Here is a 25,253-nt window from a genome sequence, read left to right on the forward strand (position 1 = left end):
GAATGCCTCGTAAGGGCCCCGCCCCGAAGCGCCCGGTCATCATCGACCCGGTCTACGGTTCTCCTCTGGTGACCTCCCTCATCAACAAGGTGCTGCTGAACGGCAAGCGCTCCACCGCCGAGCGCATCGTGTACGGCGCCATGGAGGGCCTGCGCGAGAAGACCAGCAACGACCCGGTCATCACCCTGAAGCGCGCGCTTGAGAACATCAAGCCGACCCTCGAGGTCAAGTCCCGCCGTGTCGGTGGCGCGACCTACCAGGTGCCGATCGAGGTCAAGCCCGGTCGCGCCAACACCCTCGCGCTCCGCTGGCTCGTCGGCTACTCCCGCGCCCGTCGCGAGAAGACGATGACCGAGCGTCTGACGAACGAGCTGCTCGACGCCTCGAACGGCCTCGGTGCTGCCGTCAAGAAGCGCGAGGACACGCACAAGATGGCCGAGTCCAACAAGGCCTTCGCGCACTACCGCTGGTAGTCGCTACCCACATCGAGACCGAGAGAAGACTGAAGCCTTATGGCTACCACTTCACTTGACCTGGCCAAGGTCCGCAATATCGGGATCATGGCCCACATCGACGCGGGCAAGACGACGACGACCGAGCGGATCCTGTTCTACACGGGCGTGTCGTACAAGATCGGTGAGGTCCACGACGGCGCCGCCACGATGGACTGGATGGAGCAGGAGCAGGAGCGTGGCATCACGATCACCTCTGCTGCCACCACCTGTCACTGGCCGCTCGAGAACGACGACTACACGATCAACATCATCGACACCCCCGGGCACGTCGACTTCACCGTTGAGGTGGAGCGCTCCCTGCGTGTGCTCGATGGTGCCGTGACCGTGTTCGACGGCGTCGCCGGCGTTGAGCCGCAGTCCGAGACGGTGTGGCGTCAGGCCGACCGTTACGGCGTGCCGCGCATCTGCTTCGTCAACAAGCTGGACCGTACCGGCGCCGAGTTCCACCGCTGCGTGGACATGATCTCGGACCGCCTGGGCGCCCAGCCGCTCGTCATGCAGCTCCCCATCGGGGCCGAGGCCGACTTCCAGGGTGTCGTCGACCTCGTCACGATGAAGGCGTACGTCTGGTCGGCCGAGGCCGCCAAGGGCGAGGCCTACGACACCGTCGAGATCCCCGACACGCACAAGGAGGCTGCGGACGAGTACCGCGGCAAGCTCCTTGAGGCCGTCGCGGAGAACGACGAGGACATGATGGAGCTGTACCTGGAGGGCACCGAGCCCACCGTGGAGCAGCTGTACGCCGCGATCCGTCGCATCACCATCGCGTCCGGCAAGTCCGCCGACACCACGGTCACCCCGGTGTTCTGCGGTACCGCGTTCAAGAACAAGGGCGTTCAGCCCCTGCTCGACGCGGTCGTGCGCTACCTGCCGACCCCCCTTGACGTCGACTCCATCGAGGGTCACGACGTGAAGGACCCGGAGAAGGTCGTCGCGCGCAAGCCGTCCGAGGACGAGCCGCTCGCGGCCCTCGCGTTCAAGATCGCGAGCGACCCGCACCTGGGCAAGCTCACCTTCATCCGGGTTTACTCGGGTCGCCTGGAGGCCGGCACCGCGGTGCTGAACTCCGTCAAGGGCAAGAAGGAGCGCATCGGCAAGATCTACCGCATGCACGCGAACAAGCGTGAGGAGATCGCGTCGGTGGGCGCCGGTGACATCGTCGCCGTCATGGGCCTGAAGCAGACCACCACCGGTGAGACGCTGTCCGACGACAAGAACCCGGTCATCCTGGAGTCCATGGACTTCCCGGCGCCGGTCATTCAGGTCGCCATCGAGCCCAAGTCCAAGGGTGACCAGGAGAAGCTGGGTGTCGCCATCCAGCGTCTCGCGGAGGAGGACCCCTCCTTCCAGGTGCACTCGGACGAGGAGACCGGCCAGACCATCATCGGTGGTATGGGCGAGCTCCACCTCGACGTCCTCGTCGACCGCATGCGCCGCGAGTTCAAGGTCGAGGCCAACGTCGGCAAGCCGCAGGTCGCCTACCGCGAGACCATCCGCAAGACGGTCGAGCGTGTCGACTTCACGCACAAGAAGCAGACTGGTGGTACCGGCCAGTTCGCGAAGGTGCAGATTGCGATCGAGCCGATCGAGGGCGGCGACGCCTCGTACGAGTTCGTGAACAAGGTCACCGGTGGTCGTATCCCGAAGGAGTACATCCCTTCGGTCGACGCCGGCTGCCAGGAGGCCATGCAGTTCGGCATCCTCGCCGGTTACGAGATGACCGGTGTCCGCATCACGCTGCTCGACGGTGCCTTCCACGAGGTCGACTCCTCCGAGCTCGCCTTCAAGATCGCCGGTTCGCAGGCGTTCAAGGAGGGTGCGCGCAAGGCTGGTCCCGTGCTCCTCGAGCCGATGATGGCCGTCGAGGTCACCACGCCCGAGGACTACATGGGCGAGGTCATCGGTGACATCAACTCCCGTCGTGGCCAGGTTCAGGCCATGGAGGAGCGGATGGGCGCCCGCCTCGTCAAGGGCCTGGTCCCGCTTTCGGAGATGTTCGGCTACGTCGGCGACCTCCGCAGCAAGACGTCGGGTCGCGCGAGCTACTCGATGCAGTTCGACTCCTACGCCGAGGTTCCGCGGAACGTCGCCGAGGAGATCATCGCGAAGGCCAAGGGCGAGTAACTCACTCGAGTTCACGCTTTAGGCTTGACTCCGGAGCTCTTGGGGCATTTCCCGGCAACAGCCGCGAAATGCCCCGGGGTCCCGGCTATCCAGCAAAGATCACCTGGCGCCGATGAAGCAAGGCGTACAGAACCACTCCACAGGAGGACCCAGTGGCGAAGGCGAAGTTCGAGCGGACTAAGCCGCACGTCAACATCGGCACCATCGGTCACATTGACCACGGTAAGACGACCCTCACGGCCGCCATTACCAAGGTGCTGCACGACGCGTACCCCGACCTGAACGAGGCCTCGGCCTTCGACCAGATCGACAAGGCTCCTGAGGAGCGCCAGCGCGGTATCACGATCTCCATCGCGCACGTCGAGTACCAGACCGAGGCGCGTCACTACGCCCACGTCGACTGCCCCGGTCACGCGGACTACATCAAGAACATGATCACGGGTGCCGCGCAGATGGACGGCGCCATCCTCGTGGTCGCCGCCACCGACGGCCCGATGCCGCAGACCAAGGAGCACGTGCTCCTGGCCCGCCAGGTCGGCGTTCCGTACATCGTCGTCGCCCTGAACAAGGCCGACATGGTGGACGACGAGGAGATCCTGGAGCTCGTCGAGCTCGAGGTCCGTGAGCTCCTCTCCGAGTACGAGTTCCCGGGCGACGACGTTCCGGTCGTCAAGGTCTCGGCGCTCAAGGCGCTCGAGGGCGACAAGGAGTGGGGCGACTCCGTCCTCAAGCTCATGCACGCCGTCGACGAGGCCATCCCGGCCCCGGAGCGCGACGTCGACAAGCCGTTCCTGATGCCGATCGAGGACGTCTTCACGATCACCGGTCGTGGCACGGTCGTCACCGGTCGTATCGAGCGTGGTGTCCTCAAGGTCAACGAGACCGTCGACATCATCGGCATCAAGACCGAGAAGACCACCACCACGGTCACCGGCATCGAGATGTTCCGCAAGCTGCTCGACGAGGGCCAGGCCGGTGAGAACGTCGGTCTCCTCCTCCGTGGCATCAAGCGCGAGGACGTCGAGCGCGGCCAGGTCATCATCAAGCCCGGTTCGGTCACGCCGCACACCGAGTTCGAGGCCCAGGCCTACATCCTGTCCAAGGACGAGGGTGGCCGCCACACGCCGTTCTTCAACAACTACCGTCCGCAGTTCTACTTCCGTACGACGGACGTGACGGGCGTTGTGACCCTCCCCGAGGGCACCGAGATGGTCATGCCGGGCGACAACACCGAGATGTCCGTCTCGCTGATCCAGCCCGTGGCCATGGAAGAGGGCCTGAAGTTCGCCATCCGTGAGGGTGGCCGGACCGTGGGCGCCGGCCAGGTCACCAAGATCAACAAGTAAGCATCGCTTACCTGTTGAGTCCCTTCGGGGCTTGATGCCTGGTAGCTCATAGAGCACCTGCTCCTGGAGCACCTGAGAGGGCCCGTACGACTTCGGTCGTACGGGCCCTTTCTGCTGTTCGGGTACGGGGGTCAGGCCTTTGCCTGCGTCGGCCGCCACAGCCACGGCCGGGCGTCGGGGGACAGGCCTGCCGCGGCCGGGCCGCGGGACGTCAGGGCCAGGGCGGGGCCGTCCAGGGTGACCGGGGCCGTGGTCGGGCGGATGGTGCGGCCCGCGTGGTGCAGCCGGACGTTGCCCTCGGTGTCACGGCCGAGGAGGTGTCCGCCCGCCGCCGCCACCGGCCCGTACCCGGGGAGGTCGACGGGCGGGCCGCCGACGGACAGCAGCTCGGCGGACGCGGGACGGCGGTAGTGGAGCAGGCCGCCGGACGCGGCGACGGCGTCGGCGGGGGCGGGCAGCCCCGGCAGCGGCGCGGGCCCGTCCGGGGTCCAGTGGTGGACGGTGTCGTGCCCGGGGGCGTAGACGTGCACCTGCCCGTCGTGGACGACCGCCGTGAGCCCGTCCTGGACCGGGCCGCCGCCGAGGTCGCGCCACGGGGACCAGGCCCCGGACCGGTCCCGCACGCGCGTGCTGATGCCCTGCCCAGCAGTGCGTACGAAGAGGTGGACGCGGCCGTCCGGGGCGGCGACGGCCACCGGGACACCGATGCGCCTGCCCCGGTCGGGATCGCGCTCCGGGTTGCCGAGGCCCTTCCACGCCTGCCGTTCCAGGGCCACGATCTCGCGCACGTCGGAGCCGTGCTCGACGGAGGCGAGGCGCAGGCCGAGGACGAGGTGGCGCCCGTCGGGGAGTGCCACGGCGGTCAGGGCCGGGGCGAGGGGGCCGCCGCCCAGGTCGGCCGGGTCCCCGAACGCCCCGTCCTTCTCGGTGTAGCGGACGGCGCGCAGGCCGAGCACCCCGTACGCGGTGAGCCGTCCGCCGGCGCCCGGGACGAGGGCGAGCCGGGGCCCGGGATACCGGTAGTGGGTGGCGCGGACCCAGCCCTTGCGGTTGGTGAGGGGGCGGTCGCCGCCGACGTTGTAGTCGCCGCAGCCCGACGGGTTGCCGCAGTTCCAGTCCGGGGCGGCGCCGTACGGGACGAGCTGGGCGGCCTTCTCCTTCAGGACGCGCGGCGGCAGGTTCTTCGGCCAGTGGTTGTTGTAGTAGCCGCGAAAGGCGGTGGCGGCGAACGCGGGCGGCCCGCCCCTGGCCCGCTGCGACCAGCGGATCAGCGCGGCCCAGCTGAAGCAGGCGACGGCCGTGTGGTCCGCGTGGTCGGAGTAGCCCGGCTGTTCGCTGTCGCGGATCCGGGTGAGCCGGTCGCTGTGCTGGATGTCGGGGTCCGGGTCGAGCGTGTGCACGAGGGTGGGCCGGTACCGCTCGAAGAGCGCGACGAGCACGTCGACCAGGGCCTCGCGGTCGTACGTCTGCACGGCGCGCAGCGGGGAGCCCACGGGGACGAGGGTGCGCAGCAGCAGGCCCGGTTCGCGCCAGAGGGCGGGGACGCCCATGTGGCCCTCGGGGGTGTGCATGCCGAGGTTCAGGTGCACCAACTCGACGCTGCGGCCCCGGTGTTGGAGCGAGTCGACCTCGACCGTGAAGCCGCCGGGAAGCCGTACGGCGCTCGTGGTCCAGCGGGTGAAGACGGGCAGGCCGAGTTGGGTCGCGTAGGACTGGCGCAGGCCCTGGTGGCGGGCCGAGGAGTAGGCGGCCTTGTCGGGCGCGGGGGTCCGGTCGGCCGGTGTCTTGTTGCGGCCGTCGGCCTCGCCCGCGGTGACGTACACGCAGACGACCGGGGTGCCCGCGTCGAGGACGTGCCGGGTGTCCGGGTTCATGAAGTACAGGTCGTCGTCGGGGTGGGCGAGGACCTGGAGCAGCAGGGCGCGCTCGGCCTGTGCGGCGGCGCGGCCGGTGGCGGGGGAGGGGGCGTCGGCGCGGGGCGGCGCGGAGGTGGTGCGGGAACAGGCGGAGAGGGCGCCCGCCGCGGCGAGCGCGGCTCCGCCGACGAGGGTGCTCCGGCGGGCGGGGCCGCGCCCAACTGGTATGTACGGATGGGGTGTTGCAGGTCTGTCCCGCACGGGGGCGCTCACTCCGTTCGCTGCCGAGGCAGCGTTCGGGGGTGGTGCGCTCGCCTCTGTTCAGGTGGTTCACCTCAACAGAGGGCCAACAGGATGCGCGGGTTCCGGTGACCTCGGTCTCTGTACCGGGCCTTGCCGGACGCTCCTGCGCGTGCCTCGCCGTCGGCCCCCGTGGCGCCGACGGCGAGGAGCGTCCTCAGGCCGCGGTCATGCGCGCTGCCAGAGGGCGGGCACGTTCGGGGGCTCCCAGCCGGACTGGGCCTGGTGGGCCTGGAGGCAGCGGTAGGTGGCTCCGCCGTACGTCACCGTGGCGCCCGCCTGGTAGACGGTGCCCGCGGCCCAGGTGCCGCCGGGGTCGCCCGGATCGCCGGGGTCTCCGGGGTCGCCGCCGCCCGTGGTCTTCAGCGTCAGGCCGTAGCTCTGCAGCAGCGGGTTGATCGGCTGGAAGTACGTGGTGCCGCCGCTGGTGCAGTTCCCGGAGCCGCCCGAGGTGACGCCCTGGGCCTGGCTGCCGGAGATGTACGAGCCGCCGGAGTCGCCCGGTTCGGCGCACACCGAGGTGCGGGTCACGCCCGTGATCGTGCCCTCGGGGTAGGTGACGCTGGTGTTGTGCTGCTGGACGGTGCCGCAGTGCCAGCCGGTCGTGGAGCCCGAGCGGCACACGGAGGAGCCGACCGGCGCCTGGGTGGAACCGGCGACCTGGACGCTCGACCCGTTCACGTACGGGGTCGCGGTCCAGGACGAGTTGGTGGCCACCCACGCCATGTCACGGCCCGGGAAGGTCGACGCCTGGAAGGTGCCCTGCGCGACCCGGTTCGACCCGCTGGTGGGCGTGCCCGCCCGGCCGCAGTGCCCGGCCGTCGCGAAGCCCTGCTGGGTGCCGCGGGTGATCGGGAAGCCGATGGAGCAGCGGCCGCTGTTGTTCATGTAGTACGCGTCGCCGCCCCGCAGGTCGTACAGCGGGCGCGGCTGCTCTGCCGAGGATGCGATCCGTACGAGGTCGGTGTCGACGCCCGCGGCCTTCAGCAGCGCGGTCGCGGCGGTGCGCCGACTCGCCTCCACCACAAGGGAGTTGGAGGCCACGTCGACGTACCAGACGGGTGTCTTCGTGGTGTCGTGGCTCTTCGCGGTCCGGTCGACGCGGGCCTTGGCGGCGTCGAGCGTCGACAGCGTGTGGGTCACGACGGTGGCCCGGGCGCCCGCCGCCTCGATGCGGGGGACGTCGGCGGCGTCGGTCGTGGCGACGGTCAGCCGCTCGGACTCGGCGCCGCGCACCCAGGCGCCCGCGAAGTCCCGGCCGAGGGCGAGCCGCAGCTTTCCGGCGGTGGCGCCGGCGTCGGCCTCATTGGCGAGCCGCGTGCGGGCCTGCGCGCGGTCGAGGCCGAGGTCCCGCTGCATGGCGTTCAGCAGGGCGGGCGGGGCCTCGTCGGTACGGAGGGTCTCGGCGGCCGGGGGCGTGGGCGCGGCCGTCGCGGAACTGCCGAGCCCCGCGACGATCAGCGCGGCCGACGTCGTCAGGGCCGCGCACACGGCCCTGGTGCGTCTGTGGAGCATGGCGTCTCCTCGGTTTCGGTCGGGTGGGGAGGTGCCGAAACCGTAGGAGGCGGGGCCGGGCCGCATAAGACGTCAGCCGACCCCGGGGGCCGGTGTTATGGAAGCCCCGCGGCCGTGCGCGCGGCGTCCGCGTGCGCGGCCCGGGCCTGCGCGAACAGGAGCGCGACGATGTCCGGGTGCTGGGCGCCGGGGTGCAGGCCCAGCAGATGCCGCCACAGCAGCGGGGCCCCGGTGAGCGGGCGCACCGTGATGCCGGGCGTCGGCGGGAACGTGGCCCGGCACAGGCCCACCGCCCGGCCGACCCGGACCAGGTGCGCGCAGGACGCCGTGTCCGTCTCGTACATGCGGCGCGGGGTGAAGCCGGCGCGGGCGCACGCCGCCGTGAAGCAGTCTGCGAAGCAGCCGTCGCCCGGCACGCAGGCCCAGGCCTCGGCGGCGAGCGCGGCCAGGTCGACCGCGCCGCTGTGCGCCGCCGGATGCCCCTCGGGCAGCATCACGCAGACGGGGTCCAGGGCGATCTCCCGCCACTCCAGGTGGGCCGGGCCCGGTGGGGGAGCGGCGCCGCAGGTGCCGAGCAGGGCGAAGTCGAGCAGGCCCTGGTCCACGTGGTCCGCGAGCTCCCGCTCGGACCAGGAGGCACGGGTGGTGACGGCGGTGTCCGGCAGTTCCTCGGCGAGCCGGTCGACCAGGGCGCCGAGCAGCGGTCCGTGCGTGCCGCCGAGCCGCAGCTGCTCACGGGCCCGCCGGGTGCGGGCGAACCGGGTCGCCTCCTGCTGGAGCCCGGACACGGCGGGGAGCACGATCCGGGCCCGCTCCAGGACCAGCTCGCCGAGCGCGGTGGCCCGCACCCCGTGCCGTCCGCGCTCGAACAGTTCTCCGCCGAGTATTCGTTCGATACGCCTGAGCTGGGCGCTCAGTGCGGGCTGTGCGAGGCCCAGGACGGTCGCCGCCCTCGTGAGGCTGCCCGCATCGGAGATCGTCCGGACCACCCTGAGATGCCGCAACTCCAGCTCCATGAAGGGAGCTTGAGGCGTGCGGGCGGCAGGAGCAAGGGGGTGGTGCAGACCAATGCGGGGCGTACGGTGAGGGGCGGCGGCAGCGCGACACGGACACCCCTGGTTTGACCTTCGTCACTGAGGGGGTACTCTCTTCGGCTCGATTGGCCCCCGACGTGCCCTGTGTGGCAGACTGTCGGGGTTGCTCGGTTGAGTGCCGATGCTGCGCGCCTCCCGCCGGGAGGACCGGAAGCGAGTCCCACAGTACTCGTCGGCTGTATCTATCCCTCGGGGTAGCAATCGGCCGGACGTACGGGAATCTTCCGGGAAGCTCAGCGCGGTTCCCCGACCAGGCGCTCGGTGGGTTTCTTCCCCCGTGTACATGCGGTCTTGGCCGCAGACCCCTTAGCAGGGACATCCATGCGGATATTTCTGTCAGCGGGACTGCGACACGCCCGACCGCGTGGGGCGGAGGAAGTGTGAAACAGGGCCCCCGAGCTCCAGAGCGTTACGAGAGACAGGACTACTAAGTAGCCATGGCGGGACAGAAGATCCGCATCCGGCTCAAGGCCTACGACCACGAGGTCATCGACTCCTCGGCGAAGAAGATCGTCGAGACGGTGACCCGCACTGGTGCGTCGGTCGCGGGCCCGGTGCCGCTGCCTACCGAGAAGAACGTGTACTGCGTCATCAAGTCGCCGCACAAGTACAAGGATTCTCGCGAGCACTTCGAGATGCGCACGCACAAGCGCCTCATCGACATCCTCGACCCGACTCCGAAGACCGTTGACTCCCTGATGCGACTCGACCTCCCGGCCGGTGTCGACATCGAGATCAAGCTCTGAGGGCCGGTGATCTGAAGATGACTAAGCAGATCAAGGGCATCCTGGGCGAGAAGCTCGGCATGACGCAGGTGTGGGACGAGAACAACCGTGTTGTTCCGGTCACCGTCGTCAAGGCCGGTCCGAACGTGATCACCCAGGTTCGTACCAACGACGTCGACGGTTACGACTCCGTCCAGCTCGCCTTCGGCGAGATCGACCCGCGCAAGGTGAACAAGCCCCTCAAGGGCCACTTCGCCAAGGCCGATGTCACCCCCCGTCGCCACCTCGTCGAGATTCGTACGCCGGACGCGTCCGAGTACACCCTCGGCCAGGAAGTCACCGCCGAGGTCTTCGACGGTGGCGTCAAGGTCGACGTGACCGGCCAGAGCAAGGGCAAGGGCTTCGCCGGTGGCATGAAGCGGCACAACTTCAAGGGCGGCAAGGCCTCCCACGGTGCCCACCGCATCCACCGCAAGCCGGGCTCCATTGGCGGCTGCGCCACCCCCGGCCGTGTGTTCAAGGGCACCCGCATGGCGGGCCGCATGGGCAACGAGCGGGTCACCACCCAGAACCTGACCGTCCACGCCGTTGACGCGGAGAAGGGTCTGCTGCTCATCAAGGGCGCGGTTCCTGGTCCGAACGGCGGCCTCGTCCTGGTCCGTACCGCGACCAAGGGGGCCTGAGGTAACCGATGAGCACTGTTGACATCCTTTCGCCTGCTGGCGACAAGACCGGGACCGTCGAGCTCCCCGCGGAGATCTTCGACGTAGAGAAGATCAGCGTTCCGCTGCTTCACCAGGTCGTCGTCGCTCAGCTGGCCGCTGCCCGTCAGGGCACGCACAAGACCAAGCGCCGCGGCGAAGTCCGCGGTGGTGGCAAGAAGCCCTACCGCCAGAAGGGCACCGGCCGCGCGCGCCAGGGTTCGACCCGTGCGCCGCAGTTCGCCGGCGGTGGCGTTGTCCACGGCCCCGTGCCGCGTGACTACTCGCAGCGGACCCCGAAGAAGATGAAGGCTGCCGCGCTGCGTCACGCCCTCACCGACCGGGCCCGCAACGCTCGTATCCACGTCGTTTCCGGCGTGGTCGAGGGCGAGGTCTCCACGAAGGCCGCGAAGACGCTGTTCGGCAAGGTCTCGGAGCGCAAGAACCTGCTCCTGGTCGTCGACCGCGCCGACGAGGCCGCGTGGCTCTCCGCCCGCAACCTGCCCCAGGTCCACATCCTGGAGCCGGGCCAGCTGAACACGTACGACGTTCTCGTCTCGGACGACGTGGTCTTCACCAAGGCCGCTTTCGAGTCCTTCGTGTCTGGCCCCAAGGCCGCTGACACCGAAGGGAGCGAGGCCTGATGGCTACGCGTCACCCGAGCATTGCGCCCAAGGCCGCCAAGGCCGCCAAGGCCGCGCGCGTCGCCAAGGCGAAGCGCATCGCGACCGAGGGCAAGGTCGCCGTTGAGCCGACCCCGCTGAGCAAGTCCTTCTCGGACCCGCGCGACGTCCTCGTCAAGCCGGTCGTCTCCGAGAAGTCGTACGCGCTGCTCGACGAGGGCAAGTACACGTTCGTCGTGGCCCCTGGCGCCAACAAGACCCAGATCAAGCAGGCCGTCGAGGCGGTCTTCTCGGTCAAGGTCACCGGCGTCAACACGATCAACCGTCAGGGCAAGCGGAAGCGTACGCGCACCGGTTTCGGCAAGCGTGCCGACACCAAGCGCGCCATCGTGACCCTCGCTGAGGGCGACCGTATCGACATCTTCGGCCAGGCCTCCTAACGGAGACCCTGGTCCGAATATCGGACGAGGACTGAGAAATGGGAATCCGCAAGTACAAGCCGACTACGCCGGGCCGTCGTGGCTCCAGCGTCGCCGACTTCGTCGAGGTAACGCGGTCCACGCCGGAGAAGTCGCTGGTCCGCCCGCTGCACAGCAAGGGCGGCCGTAACAACGCCGGTCGGATCACCGTTCGCCACCAGGGTGGCGGACACAAGCGCGCCTTCCGAGTGATCGACTTCCGTCGTCACGACAAGGACGGCGTGCCGGCGAAGGTCGCTCACATCGAGTACGACCCGAACCGCACTGCGCGCATCGCGCTCCTGCACTACGCGGACGGCGAGAAGCGCTACATCCTGGCTCCGCGCGGTCTCGCGCAGGGCGCCAAGGTGGAGAACGGCCCCGCTGCCGACATCAAGCCCGGTAACAACCTGGCGCTCCGCAACATCCCGGTCGGTACCACGATCCACGCGATCGAGCTCCGTCCCGGTGGTGGCGCCAAGTTCGCCCGCTCCGCGGGTGCCTCCGTGCAGCTGCTCGCGAAGGAGGGCTCGATGGCCCACCTTCGTATGCCCTCCGGCGAGATCCGCCTGGTCGACGTGCGCTGCCGCGCCACCGTCGGCGAGGTCGGCAACGCCGAGCAGAGCAACATCAACTGGGGCAAGGCCGGCCGCATGCGCTGGAAGGGCGTCCGCCCGACCGTGCGTGGTGTCGTCATGAACCCGGTTGACCACCCGCACGGTGGTGGTGAAGGCAAGACCTCCGGTGGTCGCCACCCGGTCTCGCCGTGGGGCCAGAAGGAGGGTCGTACTCGTGATCGCAACAAGGCGAGCAACAAGTACATCGTCCGCCGCCGCAAGTCGAACAAGAAGCGCTAGGAGCGGGTTTAGATGCCGCGCAGTCTCAAGAAGGGACCCTTCGTCGACGGCCACCTCGTGAAGAAGGTGGACGCTCAGAACGAAGCCGGTTCCAAGAACGTCATCAAGACCTGGTCCCGCCGCTCGATGATCATTCCCAGCATGCTGGGTCACACGATCGCGGTGCACAACGGCAAGACCCACATCCCGGTGTTCGTCACCGAGTCGATGGTCGGCCACAAGCTCGGCGAGTTCTCGCCGACGCGCACCTTCCGGGGTCACGTCAAGGACGACCGGAAGTCGAAGCGCCGCTAAGGCGGGGTGGAATCGACTATGACTAACACCGAAGGGACAACCATGGAAGCCAGGGCCCAGGCGCGGTACATCCGCGTCACGCCCATGAAGGCCCGCCGCGTGGTGGACCTCATCCGTGGCATGGATGCCACGGAGGCTCAGGCGGTCCTGCGATTCGCCCCGCAGGCCGCTAGCCAGCCGGTGGGCAAGGTGCTCGACAGCGCCATCGCCAACGCCGCGCACAACTACGACCACCCTGACGCGTCTTCGCTGTTCATCAGCGAGGCGTACGTGGACGAGGGCCCGACCCTGAAGCGGTTCCGTCCGCGTGCTCAGGGCCGTGCCTACCGGATCCGTAAGCGGACCAGCCACATCACCGTGGTCGTCAGCAGCAAGGAAGGAACCCGGTAATGGGCCAGAAGGTAAACCCGCACGGGTTCCGGCTCGGTGTCACGACCGACTTCAAGTCGCGTTGGTACGCCGACAAGCTGTACAAGGACTACGTCAAGGAAGACGTCGCCATCCGTCGGATGATGACGTCCGGCATGGAGCGCGCCGGCATCTCGAAGGTTGAGATCGAGCGCACCCGTGACCGCGTGCGTGTGGACATCCACACCGCTCGTCCCGGCATCGTCATCGGCCGTCGTGGCGCCGAGGCCGACCGCATCCGCGGTGACCTCGAGAAGCTCACGGGCAAGCAGGTCCAGCTGAACATCCTCGAGGTCAAGAGCCCCGAGACCGACGCTCAGCTGGTTGCTCAGGCTGTTGCCGAGCAGCTGTCCTCCCGCGTCTCCTTCCGTCGTGCCATGCGCAAGAGCATGCAGGGCACGATGAAGGCCGGCGCCAAGGGCATCAAGATCCAGTGTGGCGGTCGTCTCGGCGGTGCCGAGATGTCCCGTTCGGAGTTCTACCGCGAGGGCCGCGTGCCCCTGCACACGCTCCGCGCCAACGTGGACTACGGCTTCTTCGAGGCCAAGACGACCTTCGGCCGCATCGGCGTGAAGGTCTGGATCTACAAGGGCGACGTCAAGAACATCGCCGAGGTTCGCGCCGAGAACGCCGCAGCCCGCGCCGGCAACCGTCCGGCCCGTGGCGGTAACGACCGCCCGGCCCGTGGTGGCCGTGGTGGCGAGCGTGGCGGTCGCGGTCGCAAGCCGCAGCAGCAGTCCGCGCCGGCTGCGGAGGCCCCCAAGGCCGACGCTCCCGCCGCAGCTGCCGCTCCGGCTGAGAGCACCGGAACGGAGGCCTGACCGAAATGCTGATCCCCCGTAGGGTCAAGCACCGCAAGCAGCACCACCCGAAGCGCAGCGGTATGTCCAAGGGTGGCACGCAGGTTGCGTTCGGTGAGTACGGCATTCAGGCCCTCACCCCGGCGTACGTGACGAACCGTCAGATCGAGGCCGCTCGTATCGCCATGACGCGTCACATCAAGCGTGGCGGCAAGGTCTGGATCAACATCTACCCGGACCGCCCCCTCACCAAGAAGCCTGCCGAGACCCGCATGGGTTCCGGTAAGGGTTCCCCGGAGTGGTGGGTCGCCAACGTCAAGCCCGGACGTGTCATGTTCGAGCTGTCGTACCCCAACGAGAAGACCGCGCGCGAGGCGCTGACTCGTGCAGCGCACAAGCTGCCGATGAAGTGCAAGATCGTCAAGCGCGAGGCAGGTGAAGCGTGATGTCGGCCGGAACCAAGGCGTCTGAGCTGCGCGAGCTGGGCAACGAGGAGCTTGTCGCCAAGCTCCGCGAGGCCAAGGAAGAGCTGTTCAACCTCCGCTTCCAGGCGGCGACGGGTCAGCTCGAGAACCACGGCCGGCTCAAGGCCGTCCGCAAGGACATCGCGCGGATCTACACCCTCATGCGCGAGCGCGAGCTGGGCATCGAGACGGTGGAGAGCGCCTGATGAGCGAGAAGACTGTGACTGAAGAGACCGCCGCCCGCGGCTTCCGCAAGACCCGTGAGGGCCTTGTTGTCAGCGACAAGATGGACAAGACCGTCGTCGTCGCTGTCGAGGACCGCGTCAAGCACGCCCTGTACGGCAAGGTCATCCGCCGTACGAACAAGCTCAAGGCGCACGACGAGCAGAACGCTGCCGGTGTCGGCGACCGCGTCCTCCTGATGGAGACGCGTCCGCTGTCGGCGAGCAAGCGCTGGCGCATCGTCGAGATCCTCGAGAAGGCCAAGTAATTCTCTGAGGCATCCCTCAGAGTTCGTTCCGCCAGGCTCGGCAGGGGCTTCCCTCTCGTAAGAGAGCGGCCCCTGCCGGGAACCGGCAGACAAACAGGAGATAGACGTGATCCAGCAGGAGTCGCGACTGCGCGTCGCCGACAACACGGGTGCGAAGGAAATTCTCACCATCCGTGTTCTCGGTGGCTCGGGTCGCCGCTACGCGGGCATCGGTGACGTCATCGTCGCCACCGTGAAGGACGCGATCCCCGGTGGCAACGTGAAGAAGGGTGACGTCGTCAAGGCGGTCATCGTTCGCACCGTCAAGGAGCGTCGCCGTCCGGATGGCTCGTACATCCGCTTCGACGAGAACGCCGCCGTCATTCTGAAGAACGACGGCGACCCCCGCGGCACCCGTATCTTCGGCCCGGTCGGCCGTGAGCTGCGCGAGAAGAAGTTCATGAAGATCATCTCGCTCGCGCCGGAGGTGCTGTAAGCATGAAGATCAAGAAGGGCGACCTGGTCCAGGTCATCACCGGTAAGGACAAGGGCAAGCAGGGCAAGGTCATTGCCGCTTACCCGCGCGACGAGCGCGTCCTGGTCGAGGGTGTCAACCGGGTCAAGAAGCACACGAAGGCCGGCCCGACCGCCAGCGGCTCGCAGGCCGGCGGCATCGTGACCACCGAGGCCCCCGTCCACGTCTCCAACGTCCAGCTGGTCGTGGAGAAGGACGGCAACAAGGTTGTCACGCGCGTCGGTTACCGCTTCGACGACGAGGGCAACAAGATCCGCGTTGCCAAGCGGACGGGTGAGGACATCTGATGACGACCACCACCACTCCGCGTCTCAAGACGAAGTACCGCGAGGAGATCACGGCGAAGCTGCAGGACGAGTTCTCGTACGAGAACGTCATGCAGATCCCCGGTCTCGTCAAGGTCGTCGTGAACATGGGTGTCGGCGACGCCGCCCGTGACTCGAAGCTCATGGACGGTGCCGTCCGTGACCTCACGACGATCACCGGCCAGAAGCCGGCCATCACCAAGGCTCGCAAGTCCATCGCGCAGTTCAAGCTGCGTGAGGGTCAGCCGATCGGTGCCCACGTCACGCTCCGTGGCGACCGCATGTGGGAGTTCCTGGACCGCACCCTGTCGCTCGCGCTGCCGCGCATCCGCGACTTCCGTGGTCTGTCCCCCAAGCAGTTCGACGGCCGTGGCAACTACACCTTCGGTCTCACGGAGCAGGTCATGTTCCACGAGATCGACCAGGACAAGATCGACCGCGTCCGGGGTATGGACATCACCGTGGTCACCACGGCGACCAACGACGACGAGGGCCGTGCCCTTCTGCGTCACCTCGGCTTCCCGTTCAAGGAGGCGTAAGCGAGATGGCGAAGAAGGCTCTTATTGCCAAGGCTGCTCGTAAGCCGAAGTTCGGTGTCCGCGGCTACACGCGCTGCCAGCGCTGCGGCCGTCCGCACTCCGTGTACCGCAAGTTCGGCCTCTGCCGCGTGTGCCTTCGTGAGATGGCTCACCGTGGCGAGCTGCCGGGCGTGACCAAGAGCTCCTGGTAGTCCCTTAATTGGGATTGCCCGGATCTCTCGGTAAGTAGAGGGTCGGCAGAGGCCCCAGCTCTCATGGCTTACGCTAGGAGGGTTGGGCGCTTCTGCCGCCCTGACCGACTTACTACGCCGTAGGTCCCCGCGCCGCACCCGTCCCGCCCCTGTGTGGGGAGAGGGATGGCGCATACAGGAAACCCCGGCGAGAGAGGCCGAAGGCCAATTCATGACCATGACTGATCCGATCGCAGACATGCTTACGCGTCTGCGGAACGCGAACTCGGCATACCACGACTCCGTGTCGATGCCGCACAGCAAGATCAAGTCGCACATCGCGGAGATCCTCCAGCAGGAGGGTTTCATCACCGGCTGGAAGGTCGAGGACGCCGAGGTCGGCAAGAACCTCGTCCTGGAGCTGAAGTTCGGCCCGAACCGTGAGCGTTCGATCGCCGGCATCAAGCGCATCTCCAAGCCCGGTCTGCGTGTTTACGCGAAGTCCACCAACCTGCCGAAGGTTCTCGGTGGCCTCGGCGTGGCGATCATCTCCACGTCGCACGGTCTCCTGACCGGCCAGCAGGCAGGCAAGAAGGGCGTGGGTGGGGAAGTCCTCGCCTACGTCTGGTAGCGGAAGGAATCGGAGGAAACAGCTATGTCGCGTATTGGCAAGCTCCCCATCACGGTTCCCGCCGGCGTGGACGTCACCATCGACGGCCAGACGGTCGCGGTGAAGGGCCCCAAGGGTTCCCTGAGCCACACCGTTGCGGCGCCGATCGAGATCGCCAAGGGTGAGGACGGCGTTCTGGCCGTCACCCGCCCGAACGACGAGCGTCAGAACAAGGCCCTCCACGGCCTGTCCCGCACGCTGGTGGCGAACATGATCACCGGCGTGACCACGGGTTACGTGAAGAAGCTCGAAATCAGCGGTGTCGGTTACCGCGTCCTGGCGAAGGGCTCCAACCTGGAGTTCTCGCTCGGCTACAGCCACCCGATCCTGGTCGAGGCGCCCGAGGGCATCTCGTTCAAGGTCGAATCGGCGACCAAGTTCTCGGTCGAGGGCATCGACAAGCAGAAGGTCGGCGAGGTTGCGGCCAACATCCGCAAGCTGCGCAAGCCCGACCCGTACAAGGCCAAGGGCGTCAAGTACGAAGGCGAAGTCATCCGCCGCAAGGTCGGAAAGGCGGGTAAGTAAGCCATGGCATACGGTCAGAAGATCGCTAAGGGCGACGCTTACAAGCGTGCGGCCATCAAGCGCCGCCACATCCGTATCCGCAAGAACATGTCGGGTACGGCCGAGCGTCCGCGCCTGGTCGTGACGCGCTCGAACCGGAACATCGTGGCGCAGGTCATCGACGACGTTAAGGGTCACACCCTCGCGTCGGCGTCGACCCTGGACACGTCGATCCGCGGCGGCGAGGGCGACAAGTCCGCGCAGGCCAAGTCGGTCGGCGCCCTGGTCGCCGAGCGCGCCAAGGCCGCCGGTGTCGAGGCCGTCGTGTTCGACCGTGGTGGTAACCAGTACGCCGGGCGCATCGCTGCCCTGGCGGACGCCGCCCGCGAAGCCGGACTCAAGTTCTGAGTCTTGCCCGTTCGCGCAGTGACTTCATTGATGCTGCGTAGCTAGCGGAAACAGAGAGAGGTAATTCCAATGGCTGGACCCCAGCGCCGCGGTGGCGGTGCCGGTGGCGGCGAGCGGCGGGACCGGAAGGGTCGCGACGGTGGCAACGCCGCCGAGAAGACCGCGTACGTTGAGCGCGTTGTCGCGATCAACCGCGTCGCCAAGGTTGTGAAGGGTGGTCGTCGCTTCAGCTTCACTGCGCTCGTCGTAGTGGGCGACGGTGACGGCACCGTGGGTGTCGGTTACGGCAAGGCCAAGGAGGTGCCGGCCGCCATCGCCAAGGGTGTTGAGGAGGCCAAGAAGCACTTCTTCAAGGTCCCCCGTATCCAGGGCACCATCCCGCACCCGATCACGGGCGAGAAGGCTGCGGGCGTCGTCCTGCTCAAGCCTGCTTCCCCCGGTACCGGTGTTATCGCCGGTGGCCCGGTGCGTGCCGTGCTCGAGTGCGCGGGCGTGCACGACATCCTGTCGAAGTCGCTCGGTTCGTCGAACGCGATCAACATCGTGCACGCCACGGTGGAGGCCCTGCGTGGTCTGCAGCGTCCCGAGGAGATCGCGGCTCGCCGTGGTCTGCCGCTCGAGGACGTCGCTCCCGCGGCCCTGCTGCGTGCGCGTGCCGGGGCTGGTGCTGCGTAATGGCACAGCTCAAGATCACGCAGACGAAGTCGTACATCGGCAGCAAGCAGAACCACCGTGACACCCTGCGTTCCCTTGGTCTCAAGGGCATCAACACGCAGGTCGTCAAGGAGGATCGTCCCGAGTTCCGCGGCATGGTGCAGACCGTCCGCCACCTCGTGACGGTCGAGGAGGTCGACTGATCATGGGTGAGCAGAACCCGCTCAAGATCCACAACCTCCGTCCGGCCCCCGGTGCCAAGACCGCGAAGACCCGTGTCGGTCGTGGTGAGGCGTCGAAGGGTAAGACGGCCGGTCGTGGTACCAAGGGCACCAAGGCCCGTTACCAGGTTCCGGAGCGCTTCGAGGGTGGCCAGATGCCCCTCCACATGCGTCTCCCGAAGCTCAAGGGCTTCAAGAACCCGTTCAAGACCGAGTTCCAGGTCGTGAACCTGGACAAGCTGGCTTCGCTCTACCCCGAGGGTGGCGAGGTCACGGTCGAGGGTCTGGTGGCCAAGGGTGCCGTGCGCAAGAACAGCCTCGTCAAGGTCCTGGGCCAGGGCGAGATCTCCGTGGCGCTGCAGGTGACGGTCGACTCCGTCTCCGGCTCCGCCAAGGAGAAGATCACCGCCGCGGGCGGTACGGTCACCGAGCTCGTCTGAGCCAATCAGGCGTCTTGATGACGTGAACGTCCCTACCGGGGATGCCCCACATATGGGGCATCCCCGGTTGGTCGTTCCAAGGGGGGCAGTTACGCCGGTAAGGTGGCGTCCGCTGTTAAGTTCCGGGCTTTGTGTGCCCCCGGCACCAATCCCGGGTCTTGGCCGTTAGACCGTTTACGTATTTGTCGAATCCTCAAGACCGTCACCTCTGACGCACGCGCGCGGGGGTCGCAGGAGGCACCGTGCTCACCGCGTTCGCCCGGGCGTTCAAGACGCCCGACCTGCGCAAGAAGCTGCTCTTCACGCTGGGCATCATCGTGATCTACCGGCTCGGGGCGCACATCCCGATCCCCGGCGTGGATTACCAGAACGTTCAAACGTGCATGAACCAGGCCAACTCCAGCTCCGGCCTGTTCGGTCTGGTCAACATGTTCAGCGGTGGCGCGCTGTTGCAGATCACGGTCTTCGCGCTCGGCATCATGCCGTACATCACCGCGAGCATCATTCTGCAGCTGCTCACCGTGGTGATCCCGCGGCTCGAAGCCCTCAAGAAGGAGGGCCAGGCCGGCACGGCGAAGATCACTCAGTACACGCGTTATCTGACCGTGGCGCTTGCCATCCTTCAGGGCACCGGCCTCGTCGCCACCGCCCGTACCGGCGCGCTCTTCCAGGGCTGCCCGGTCGCCAGCGAGATCGTCCCGGACCAGTCGATCTTCATCACGATCACGATGGTCATCACGATGACCGCCGGTACCTGCGTGATGATGTGGCTCGGCGAGCTGGTCACCGACAAGGGCATCGGCAACGGCATGTCGATCCTGATGTTCATCTCGATCGCCGCCACCTTCCCGTCCGCCCTGTGGGCCATCAAGAAGCAGGGCTCGCTGGCCGACGGCTGGATCGAGTTCGGCACCGTCATCCTGGTCGGCTTGGTCATGGTCGCCCTGGTGGTCTTCGTCGAGCAGGCCCAGCGCCGTATTCCGGTGCAGTACGCGAAGCGCATGATCGGCCGCCGTTCCTACGGCGGAACGTCCACGTACATCCCGCTCAAGGTGAACCAGGCGGGTGTGATCCCTGTCATCTTCGCCTCCTCGCTGCTCTACATTCCGGCCCTGGTCGCCCAGTTCGCCGGTGGAGATTCGCAGTGGAAGGTGTGGATCGACGACCACCTGACCAAGGGAAATCACCCGATTTACATCGTCACGTACTTCCTCCTGATCGTTTTCTTCGCGTTCTTCTACGTGGCGATCTCGTTCAACCCCGAGGAAGTCGCCGACAACATGAAGAAGTATGGTGGCTTCATCCCGGGCATCCGGGCTGGCCGACCGACCGCTGAGTACCTTTCGTACGTGCTCAACCGGATCACCTGGCCGGGTTCGCTGTACTTGGGCCTGATCGCTCTCGTGCCGACGATGGCGTTGGTTGGTTTCGGGGCAAACCAGAACTTCCCGTTCGGTGGCACGAGCATCCTGATCATCGTGGGTGTCGGCCTGGAGACGGTGAAGCAGATCGAGAGCCAGCTCCAGCAGCGCAATTACGAAGGGTTCCTCCGCTGATGCGAATCGTCCTCGTCGGGCCGCCCGGTGCTGGCAAGGGAACGCAGGCCGCGTTCCTGGCCAAGAACCTGTCGATTCCGCACATCTCCACGGGCGACCTCTTCCGTGCCAACATCAGCCAGGGCACGGAGCTGGGCAAGAAGGCCAAGTCCTACATGGACGCCGGCCAGCTGGTTCCGGACGAGGTCACCATCGGGATGGCGAAGGACCGCATGGAGCAGGCGGACGCCGTGAACGGCTTCCTGCTCGACGGCTTCCCGCGCAACGTCTCGCAGGCCGAGGCGCTCGACGTCGCCCTCAAGGCGGACGACGTCACGCTGGACGCGGTTCTCGATCTGGAGGTCCCCGAGGACGAGGTGGTCAAGCGCATCGCCGGCCGCCGCATCTGCCGTAACGACTCGGCACACGTCTTCCACGTCGCGTACAAGCAGCCCGAGACCGAGGGTGTCTGCGACACCTGCGGCGGCGAGCTGTACCAGCGCGACGACGACAAGGAAGAGACCGTGCGCAAGCGGCTCGAGGTCTACCACACGCAGACCGAGCCGATCATCGACTACTACCGGGAGCAGGGGCTCGTCGTGACGATCTCCGCCCTGGGCAAGGTCGAGGAAGTCACGGGCCGGGCCATGGAGGCCCTGGAGCGCTAGTCGCGTTCTGCCCGCTGTACGTGCCTGAGGCCGCGGTTCCCCGTCGAGGGGGCCGCGGCCTTAGTGTTGGTGGGTACTGGACGTACGTAACCCTCGTACCTCGTACCGGATGACGGAGAGCGCAGGCCCCCATGGTGCAGATCAAGACCCCCGACCAGATTCGCAAGATGCGGGAGGCGGGGCTTGTCGTCGCGGCGATCCACGCGGCGACCCGTGAGGCGGCCGTGCCGGGCGCGACGACGAAGGATCTGGACGAGGTCGCCCGCAAGGTGCTCGCCGAGCACGGCGCGAAGTCGAACTTCCTCGGGTACGGAGGGTTCCCCGCGACCATCTGCACCTCGAAGAACGAGGTCGTGGTGCACGGCATCCCGAGCGACGAGGTCGTCCTCGAGGACGGCGACATCATCTCGATCGACGCGGGCGCCATCGTGGACGGCTGGCACGGCGACGCGGCGTACACGGCCTTCGTGGGCTCCGGTCACGCTCCGGAGCTGGTCGAGCTCTCCCGGGTCACCGAGGAGTCCATGTGGGCCGGGCTCGCGGCGATGAAGCAGGGCAACCGGCTGGTCGACATCTCCCGGGCCATCGAGTCGTACATCCGCCGCCAGCCGAAGCCCGGCGGCGGCAAGTACGGGATCGTCGAGGACTACGGCGGCCACGGCATCGGCACCGAGATGCACATGGACCCGCACCTGCTGAACTACGTCGAGCGCCGCCGCGGCAAGGGCCCGAAGCTCGTCCCCGGCTTCTGCCTCGCCATCGAGCCGATGGTCTCCCTCGGTACGCCGAAGACGGAGACGCTCTCGGACGACTGGACGGTCATCACGACGGACGGCACCTGGTCCTCCCACTGGGAGCACTCGGTCGCGCTCACGGAGGACGGCCCCCTGGTCCTCACATCCCCCGACGGCGGCAAGGCGAAGCTCGCGGAGCTGGGTGTCACGGCGGCGCCGGATCCGCTGGGCTGAACTGGGGGTCGGGTCTGAGCCAGGGGTGTGGCCGTCGGTCGGAGGCCGGCGCAGCCGCTCGAAGCTTGTGAGGCGCCCTGGCGCCGAGCCCGCGAGGGCGGCGTTGAGGAATCGGTCGGCGGCGCCGGATCCGCTGGGCTGATGGCCGGGGCGGGGCTGGACGTGCGCTCGCCCCGCGGCGGGGTGCCGCCCTGCCGCCCCTGGCGGCAGATTGCCCAAGGCGGTGCAGTGGGGCTTATTGATCTCCGGGGTGGGGCAGAATCACGAGATTCGTCTTTCCGGGGGTACTGACGTAGACTGACTCGTCGGCTCTCGTGTATGCGCATGTCTCCATGCGGGCACGGAAGTCGATCAAGGTAGTCGATTCGAAGGGCGAAGCGTGGCCAAGAAGCAAGGTGCCATCGAGATCGAGGGCACTGTCGTTGAGTCTCTGCCGAACGCCATGTTCAAGGTCGAGCTCCAGAACGGCCACCAGGTCCTGGCACACATCAGCGGCAAGATGCGCATGCACTACATCCGCATCCTCCCTGACGACCGGGTCGTGGTGGAGCTTTCTCCGTACGACCTCACGCGTGGCCGGATCGTCTACCGGTACAAGTAGATCTTGCCCTAGTCCCGCCTCGGCGGGCCGCCGGCAACTGACCCGGAGAACCTCACCCATGAAGGTCAAGCCGAGCGTCAAGAAGATCTGCGACAAGTGCAGGGTGATCCGCCGTCACGGTCGGGTCATGGTGATCTGCGACAACCCGCGCCACAAGCAGCGCCAGGGCTGACGCAGACCCGTTCACTGCAGTTCGTTCGTAGATCTCGCGCGACGCAGCACATTAAGTACATATGCAGAGCCCGCCGGCGACGGATCCCGTCGTGGCGACACCTTCGGTCGGAGGCCGGGGACTCGGTTCGTACCAACCCTTTGGAACAAAGGGGACGGCGGCTGGGAGTGGTTCTGCTGCAGACCTCCGAAGAATCAACAGGAGCCATGAATGGCACGCGTTGAAGGTGTTGACCTCCCGCGCGAGAAGCGCATCGAGGTCGCCCTCACCTACGTGTTCGGCATCGGCCGCACGCGCGCCCAGCAGACGCTGGACGCGATCGGTGTCGACCGCAACATCCGCGTTCGCGACATCTCCGAGGACGACCTCGTGAAGATCCGTGAGTACGTGGACCAGAACTTCCAGACCGAGGGTGACCTCCGTCGCGAGATTCAGGCCGACATCCGCCGCAAGGTCGAGATCGGCTGCTACCAGGGTCTGCGCCACCGTCGCGGCCTGCCGGTCCACGGCCAGCGCACCAGCACGAACGCTCGTACCCGCAAGGGCCCGCGTCGCGCCATCGCCGGTAAGAAGAAGCCGGGCAAGAAGTAGTCCTCAGCGGACGCTCACCAGCGGTCTTCGCTGTAGGACCGACCACCTCCCTGTAGGAGAACGACATGCCCCCCAAGGGTCGTCAGGGCGCTGCCAAGAAGGTGCGCCGCAAGGAAAAGAAGAACGTCGCTCACGGCCACGCGCACATCAAGAGCACGTTCAACAACACGATCGTGTCCATCACGGACCCGACCGGCAACGTGATCTCGTGGGCCTCCGCCGGCCACGTCGGCTTCAAGGGCTCCCGCAAGTCCACGCCGTTCGCCGCGCAGATGGCCGCCGAGTCGGCTGCCCGTCGCGCGCAGGAGCACGGCATGCGCAAGGTCGACGTCTTCGTCAAGGGCCCGGGTTCCGGTCGCGAGACCGCCATCCGCTCCCTGCAGGCGACCGGCCTCGAGGTCGGCTCGATCCAGGACGTCACGCCGACGCCGCACAACGGCTGCCGTCCCCCCAAGCGTCGCCGCGTCTGATTTCGGTCAGTAGCGCAGGCCGCTTGGTCTGAGGTTTTCGGGCGGTACGGCTCTCGTCTCTTGTACGAGGTCGTGCCGCCCGTACCATTGCAGTACTAGTCGGGCATCAAATAGTGGGTGCCCATGACTGAAGGAATCACTTCATGCTGATCGCTCAGCGTCCCTCGTTGACCGAAGAGGTCGTCGACGAATTCCGCTCCCGGTTCGTGATCGAGCCGCTGGAGCCGGGCTTCGGCTACACCCTCGGCAACTCCCTCCGCCGCACCCTCCTCTCGTCGATCCCCGGCGCTGCTGTCACCAGCATCCGCATCGACGGTGTCCTGCACGAGTTCACCACCGTGCCGGGCGTCAAGGAGGACGTCACCGACCTCATCCTGAACATCAAGCAGCTGGTCGTCTCCTCGGAGCACGACGAGCCGGTCGTGATGTACCTGCGCAAGCAGGGCCCGGGTCTGGTCACCGCCGCCGACATCGCGCCCCCGGCCGGTGTCGAGGTGCACAACCCCGACCTCGTCCTCGCCACGCTCAACGGCAAGGGCAAGCTGGAGATGGAGCTGACCGTCGAGCGCGGTCGCGGCTACGTCTCCGCCGTCCAGAACAAGCAGGTCGGTCAGGAGATCGGGCGCATCCCGGTCGACTCGATCTACTCGCCGGTTCTGAAGGTCACGTACAAGGTCGAGGCCACGCGTGTCGAGCAGCGCACCGACTTCGACAAGCTGATCGTCGACGTCGAGACCAAGCAGGCCATGCGTCCGCGTGACGCCATGGCGTCCGCCGGTAAGACGCTGGTCGAGCTGTTCGGTCTCGCTCGCGAGCTGAACATCGACGCCGAGGGCATCGACATGGGTCCGTCCCCGACGGACGCCGCGCTCGCCGCCGATCTGGCGCTGCCGATCGAGGAGCTCGAGCTCACCGTTCGGTCGTACAACTGCCTCAAGCGCGAGGGCATCCACTCCGTGGGTGAGCTCGTCGCCCGCTCCGAGGCCGACCTGCTCGACATCCGCAACTTCGGTGCGAAGTCGATCGACGAGGTCAAGGCCAAGCTCGCGGGCATGGGCCTGGCGCTCAAGGACTCGCCTCCCGGGTTCGACCCGACCGCCGCCGCCGACGCCTTCGGCGCCGACGACGACGCGGACGCGGGCTTCGTGGAGACCGAGCAGTACTGAGTCGCTCCGCTTCGGCGGACGGATCACCTGCTGCGGGGCCGTGGTTGCGGTTGCGCAGTTCCCCGCGCCCCCTATCGGGGGCTCGGG

At 67.3% G+C, this 25,253-nt stretch carries 35 protein-coding genes; 32 read left to right on the forward strand and 3 right to left on the reverse strand.

What is annotated here, in order from left to right; all coding sequences use genetic code 11:
- Nucleotides 1-2: 2 nt before the first annotated feature.
- The 3 genes from rpsG to tuf all read left to right on the forward strand — a co-directional run bounded on the left by rpsG (nucleotide 3) and on the right by tuf (nucleotide 3,985).
- Nucleotides 3-473 (forward strand): 30S ribosomal protein S7, encoded by a 471-nt coding sequence (rpsG, locus tag ACFV9W_RS05515; RefSeq protein ID WP_266713060.1) that lies wholly within the window; start codon nucleotides 3-5, stop codon nucleotides 471-473.
- A 39-nt stretch (nucleotides 474-512) separates the two neighbouring features.
- The gene (gene fusA / locus ACFV9W_RS05520; RefSeq protein WP_385755869.1) at nucleotides 513-2,639 is read left to right on the forward strand and encodes an elongation factor G; all 2,127 of its coding nucleotides are present in this window, start codon (nucleotides 513-515) and stop codon (nucleotides 2,637-2,639) included.
- A gap of 152 nt (nucleotides 2,640-2,791) precedes the next feature.
- Complete coding sequence (tuf, locus tag ACFV9W_RS05525) at nucleotides 2,792-3,985, forward strand: elongation factor Tu (protein ID WP_385755871.1); 1,194 nt, start codon at nucleotides 2,792-2,794, stop codon at nucleotides 3,983-3,985.
- Nucleotides 3,986-4,116: 131 nt separating this feature from the next.
- Here the strand turns inward: tuf and ACFV9W_RS05530 are convergent, their stop codons facing one another.
- The 3 genes from ACFV9W_RS05530 to ACFV9W_RS05540 form a co-directional block, all read right to left on the reverse strand.
- A complete protein-coding gene (locus tag ACFV9W_RS05530; RefSeq protein WP_385755873.1) occupies nucleotides 4,117-6,102 on the reverse strand; it encodes a PIG-L family deacetylase in 1,986 nt (661 codons plus the stop codon).
- A gap of 207 nt (nucleotides 6,103-6,309) precedes the next feature.
- Nucleotides 6,310-7,656, reverse strand: coding sequence for a carbohydrate-binding protein (locus ACFV9W_RS05535; protein ID WP_385755875.1), 1,347 nt, complete (start codon nucleotides 7,654-7,656; stop codon nucleotides 6,310-6,312).
- A gap of 95 nt (nucleotides 7,657-7,751) precedes the next feature.
- Nucleotides 7,752-8,672 carry a LysR family transcriptional regulator gene (locus tag ACFV9W_RS05540; RefSeq protein WP_385755877.1) on the reverse strand — a complete coding sequence of 307 codons (921 nt, stop codon included), beginning with the start codon at nucleotides 8,670-8,672 and terminating at the stop codon, nucleotides 7,752-7,754.
- Between the two features lie 515 nt (nucleotides 8,673-9,187).
- Here ACFV9W_RS05540 and rpsJ point away from each other — a divergent pair.
- From rpsJ to ACFV9W_RS05685, 29 genes are all read left to right on the forward strand, one after another.
- A complete protein-coding gene (gene rpsJ, locus ACFV9W_RS05545; protein ID WP_003948644.1) occupies nucleotides 9,188-9,496 on the forward strand; it encodes a 30S ribosomal protein S10 in 309 nt (102 codons plus the stop codon).
- A 17-nt stretch (nucleotides 9,497-9,513) separates the two neighbouring features.
- Nucleotides 9,514-10,158 carry a 50S ribosomal protein L3 gene (gene rplC / locus ACFV9W_RS05550; RefSeq protein WP_385755879.1) on the forward strand — a complete coding sequence of 215 codons (645 nt, stop codon included), beginning with the start codon at nucleotides 9,514-9,516 and terminating at the stop codon, nucleotides 10,156-10,158.
- 8 nt (nucleotides 10,159-10,166) lie between these two features.
- The gene (gene rplD / locus ACFV9W_RS05555; RefSeq protein WP_385755881.1) at nucleotides 10,167-10,820 is read left to right on the forward strand and encodes a 50S ribosomal protein L4; all 654 of its coding nucleotides are present in this window, start codon (nucleotides 10,167-10,169) and stop codon (nucleotides 10,818-10,820) included.
- A complete protein-coding gene (gene rplW, locus ACFV9W_RS05560; protein WP_385755883.1) occupies nucleotides 10,820-11,239 on the forward strand; it encodes a 50S ribosomal protein L23 in 420 nt (139 codons plus the stop codon). Before rplD ends, rplW begins: the two co-directional genes overlap by 1 nt.
- A gap of 38 nt (nucleotides 11,240-11,277) precedes the next feature.
- Complete coding sequence (rplB, locus tag ACFV9W_RS05565) at nucleotides 11,278-12,114, forward strand: 50S ribosomal protein L2 (protein WP_266713074.1); 837 nt, start codon at nucleotides 11,278-11,280, stop codon at nucleotides 12,112-12,114.
- Between the two features lie 12 nt (nucleotides 12,115-12,126).
- Nucleotides 12,127-12,408, forward strand: a complete 282-nt coding sequence (gene rpsS, locus ACFV9W_RS05570; protein ID WP_018528354.1) for a 30S ribosomal protein S19 — start codon at nucleotides 12,127-12,129, stop codon at nucleotides 12,406-12,408.
- A gap of 42 nt (nucleotides 12,409-12,450) precedes the next feature.
- Complete coding sequence (gene rplV, locus ACFV9W_RS05575) at nucleotides 12,451-12,798, forward strand: 50S ribosomal protein L22 (RefSeq protein ID WP_385755885.1); 348 nt, start codon at nucleotides 12,451-12,453, stop codon at nucleotides 12,796-12,798.
- Nucleotides 12,798-13,637, forward strand: a complete 840-nt coding sequence (gene rpsC, locus ACFV9W_RS05580) for a 30S ribosomal protein S3 (protein WP_055418365.1) — start codon at nucleotides 12,798-12,800, stop codon at nucleotides 13,635-13,637. The genes rplV and rpsC overlap by 1 nt, the downstream gene beginning before the upstream one ends.
- 5 nt (nucleotides 13,638-13,642) lie before the next feature.
- On the forward strand, nucleotides 13,643-14,062 hold the full coding sequence (gene rplP / locus ACFV9W_RS05585) for a 50S ribosomal protein L16 (protein ID WP_018528356.1): 420 nt from the start codon (nucleotides 13,643-13,645) through the stop codon (nucleotides 14,060-14,062).
- Nucleotides 14,062-14,286 carry a 50S ribosomal protein L29 gene (gene rpmC, locus ACFV9W_RS05590; RefSeq protein WP_017949657.1) on the forward strand — a complete coding sequence of 75 codons (225 nt, stop codon included), beginning with the start codon at nucleotides 14,062-14,064 and terminating at the stop codon, nucleotides 14,284-14,286. Before rplP ends, rpmC begins: the two co-directional genes overlap by 1 nt.
- On the forward strand, nucleotides 14,286-14,570 hold the full coding sequence (rpsQ, locus tag ACFV9W_RS05595) for a 30S ribosomal protein S17 (protein WP_266713085.1): 285 nt from the start codon (nucleotides 14,286-14,288) through the stop codon (nucleotides 14,568-14,570). The genes rpmC and rpsQ overlap by 1 nt, the downstream gene beginning before the upstream one ends.
- A 106-nt stretch (nucleotides 14,571-14,676) precedes the next feature.
- The gene (gene rplN / locus ACFV9W_RS05600) at nucleotides 14,677-15,045 is read left to right on the forward strand and encodes a 50S ribosomal protein L14 (protein WP_003974257.1); all 369 of its coding nucleotides are present in this window, start codon (nucleotides 14,677-14,679) and stop codon (nucleotides 15,043-15,045) included.
- Nucleotides 15,046-15,047: 2 nt separating this feature from the next.
- Nucleotides 15,048-15,371 carry a 50S ribosomal protein L24 gene (gene rplX, locus ACFV9W_RS05605; RefSeq protein WP_016645174.1) on the forward strand — a complete coding sequence of 108 codons (324 nt, stop codon included), beginning with the start codon at nucleotides 15,048-15,050 and terminating at the stop codon, nucleotides 15,369-15,371.
- On the forward strand, nucleotides 15,371-15,928 hold the full coding sequence (rplE, locus tag ACFV9W_RS05610; protein ID WP_306320972.1) for a 50S ribosomal protein L5: 558 nt from the start codon (nucleotides 15,371-15,373) through the stop codon (nucleotides 15,926-15,928). Before rplX ends, rplE begins: the two co-directional genes overlap by 1 nt.
- A gap of 5 nt (nucleotides 15,929-15,933) precedes the next feature.
- Nucleotides 15,934-16,119, forward strand: coding sequence for a type Z 30S ribosomal protein S14 (locus ACFV9W_RS05615; protein WP_003948630.1), 186 nt, complete (start codon nucleotides 15,934-15,936; stop codon nucleotides 16,117-16,119).
- Between the two features lie 211 nt (nucleotides 16,120-16,330).
- Entirely contained in the window at nucleotides 16,331-16,729 is a 399-nt protein-coding gene (rpsH, locus tag ACFV9W_RS05620; protein WP_158989430.1) for a 30S ribosomal protein S8, read from the forward strand.
- A 24-nt stretch (nucleotides 16,730-16,753) separates the two neighbouring features.
- On the forward strand, nucleotides 16,754-17,293 hold the full coding sequence (gene rplF / locus ACFV9W_RS05625; protein ID WP_385755890.1) for a 50S ribosomal protein L6: 540 nt from the start codon (nucleotides 16,754-16,756) through the stop codon (nucleotides 17,291-17,293).
- A gap of 3 nt (nucleotides 17,294-17,296) precedes the next feature.
- Nucleotides 17,297-17,680 (forward strand): 50S ribosomal protein L18, encoded by a 384-nt coding sequence (gene rplR / locus ACFV9W_RS05630; protein WP_326020847.1) that lies wholly within the window; start codon nucleotides 17,297-17,299, stop codon nucleotides 17,678-17,680.
- 69 nt (nucleotides 17,681-17,749) lie between these two features.
- The gene (gene rpsE, locus ACFV9W_RS05635) at nucleotides 17,750-18,355 is read left to right on the forward strand and encodes a 30S ribosomal protein S5 (RefSeq protein ID WP_266713097.1); all 606 of its coding nucleotides are present in this window, start codon (nucleotides 17,750-17,752) and stop codon (nucleotides 18,353-18,355) included.
- Nucleotides 18,355-18,537, forward strand: coding sequence for a 50S ribosomal protein L30 (rpmD, locus tag ACFV9W_RS05640; protein WP_030567278.1), 183 nt, complete (start codon nucleotides 18,355-18,357; stop codon nucleotides 18,535-18,537). The genes rpsE and rpmD overlap by 1 nt, the downstream gene beginning before the upstream one ends.
- A 2-nt stretch (nucleotides 18,538-18,539) precedes the next feature.
- Nucleotides 18,540-18,995: a 50S ribosomal protein L15 gene (rplO, locus tag ACFV9W_RS05645; RefSeq protein WP_385755893.1), complete on the forward strand. Its 456-nt coding sequence runs from the start codon at nucleotides 18,540-18,542 to the stop codon at nucleotides 18,993-18,995.
- A gap of 242 nt (nucleotides 18,996-19,237) precedes the next feature.
- Complete coding sequence (gene secY / locus ACFV9W_RS05650; RefSeq protein ID WP_385755895.1) at nucleotides 19,238-20,551, forward strand: preprotein translocase subunit SecY; 1,314 nt, start codon at nucleotides 19,238-19,240, stop codon at nucleotides 20,549-20,551.
- Nucleotides 20,551-21,198, forward strand: coding sequence for an adenylate kinase (locus ACFV9W_RS05655; protein WP_385755897.1), 648 nt, complete (start codon nucleotides 20,551-20,553; stop codon nucleotides 21,196-21,198). The genes secY and ACFV9W_RS05655 overlap by 1 nt, the downstream gene beginning before the upstream one ends.
- A gap of 131 nt (nucleotides 21,199-21,329) precedes the next feature.
- Nucleotides 21,330-22,166, forward strand: coding sequence for a type I methionyl aminopeptidase (map, locus tag ACFV9W_RS05660; RefSeq protein WP_385755899.1), 837 nt, complete (start codon nucleotides 21,330-21,332; stop codon nucleotides 22,164-22,166).
- Between the two features lie 379 nt (nucleotides 22,167-22,545).
- The gene (gene infA, locus ACFV9W_RS05665) at nucleotides 22,546-22,767 is read left to right on the forward strand and encodes a translation initiation factor IF-1 (RefSeq protein WP_003948620.1); all 222 of its coding nucleotides are present in this window, start codon (nucleotides 22,546-22,548) and stop codon (nucleotides 22,765-22,767) included.
- A gap of 58 nt (nucleotides 22,768-22,825) precedes the next feature.
- Nucleotides 22,826-22,939 (forward strand): 50S ribosomal protein L36, encoded by a 114-nt coding sequence (gene rpmJ / locus ACFV9W_RS05670; protein WP_003974245.1) that lies wholly within the window; start codon nucleotides 22,826-22,828, stop codon nucleotides 22,937-22,939.
- 210 nt (nucleotides 22,940-23,149) lie between these two features.
- On the forward strand, nucleotides 23,150-23,530 hold the full coding sequence (gene rpsM / locus ACFV9W_RS05675) for a 30S ribosomal protein S13 (RefSeq protein ID WP_385755903.1): 381 nt from the start codon (nucleotides 23,150-23,152) through the stop codon (nucleotides 23,528-23,530).
- Between the two features lie 65 nt (nucleotides 23,531-23,595).
- Nucleotides 23,596-24,000 carry a 30S ribosomal protein S11 gene (gene rpsK / locus ACFV9W_RS05680; protein ID WP_003948617.1) on the forward strand — a complete coding sequence of 135 codons (405 nt, stop codon included), beginning with the start codon at nucleotides 23,596-23,598 and terminating at the stop codon, nucleotides 23,998-24,000.
- A 143-nt stretch (nucleotides 24,001-24,143) separates the two neighbouring features.
- Complete coding sequence (locus ACFV9W_RS05685) at nucleotides 24,144-25,166, forward strand: DNA-directed RNA polymerase subunit alpha (protein WP_003966937.1); 1,023 nt, start codon at nucleotides 24,144-24,146, stop codon at nucleotides 25,164-25,166.
- The last annotated feature ends 87 nt before the right edge of the window (nucleotides 25,167-25,253 follow it).

It is taken from the genome of Streptomyces sp. NPDC059897, from assembly GCF_042730865.1.
In the GTDB taxonomy this organism is placed as follows: domain Bacteria; phylum Actinomycetota; class Actinomycetes; order Streptomycetales; family Streptomycetaceae; genus Streptomyces.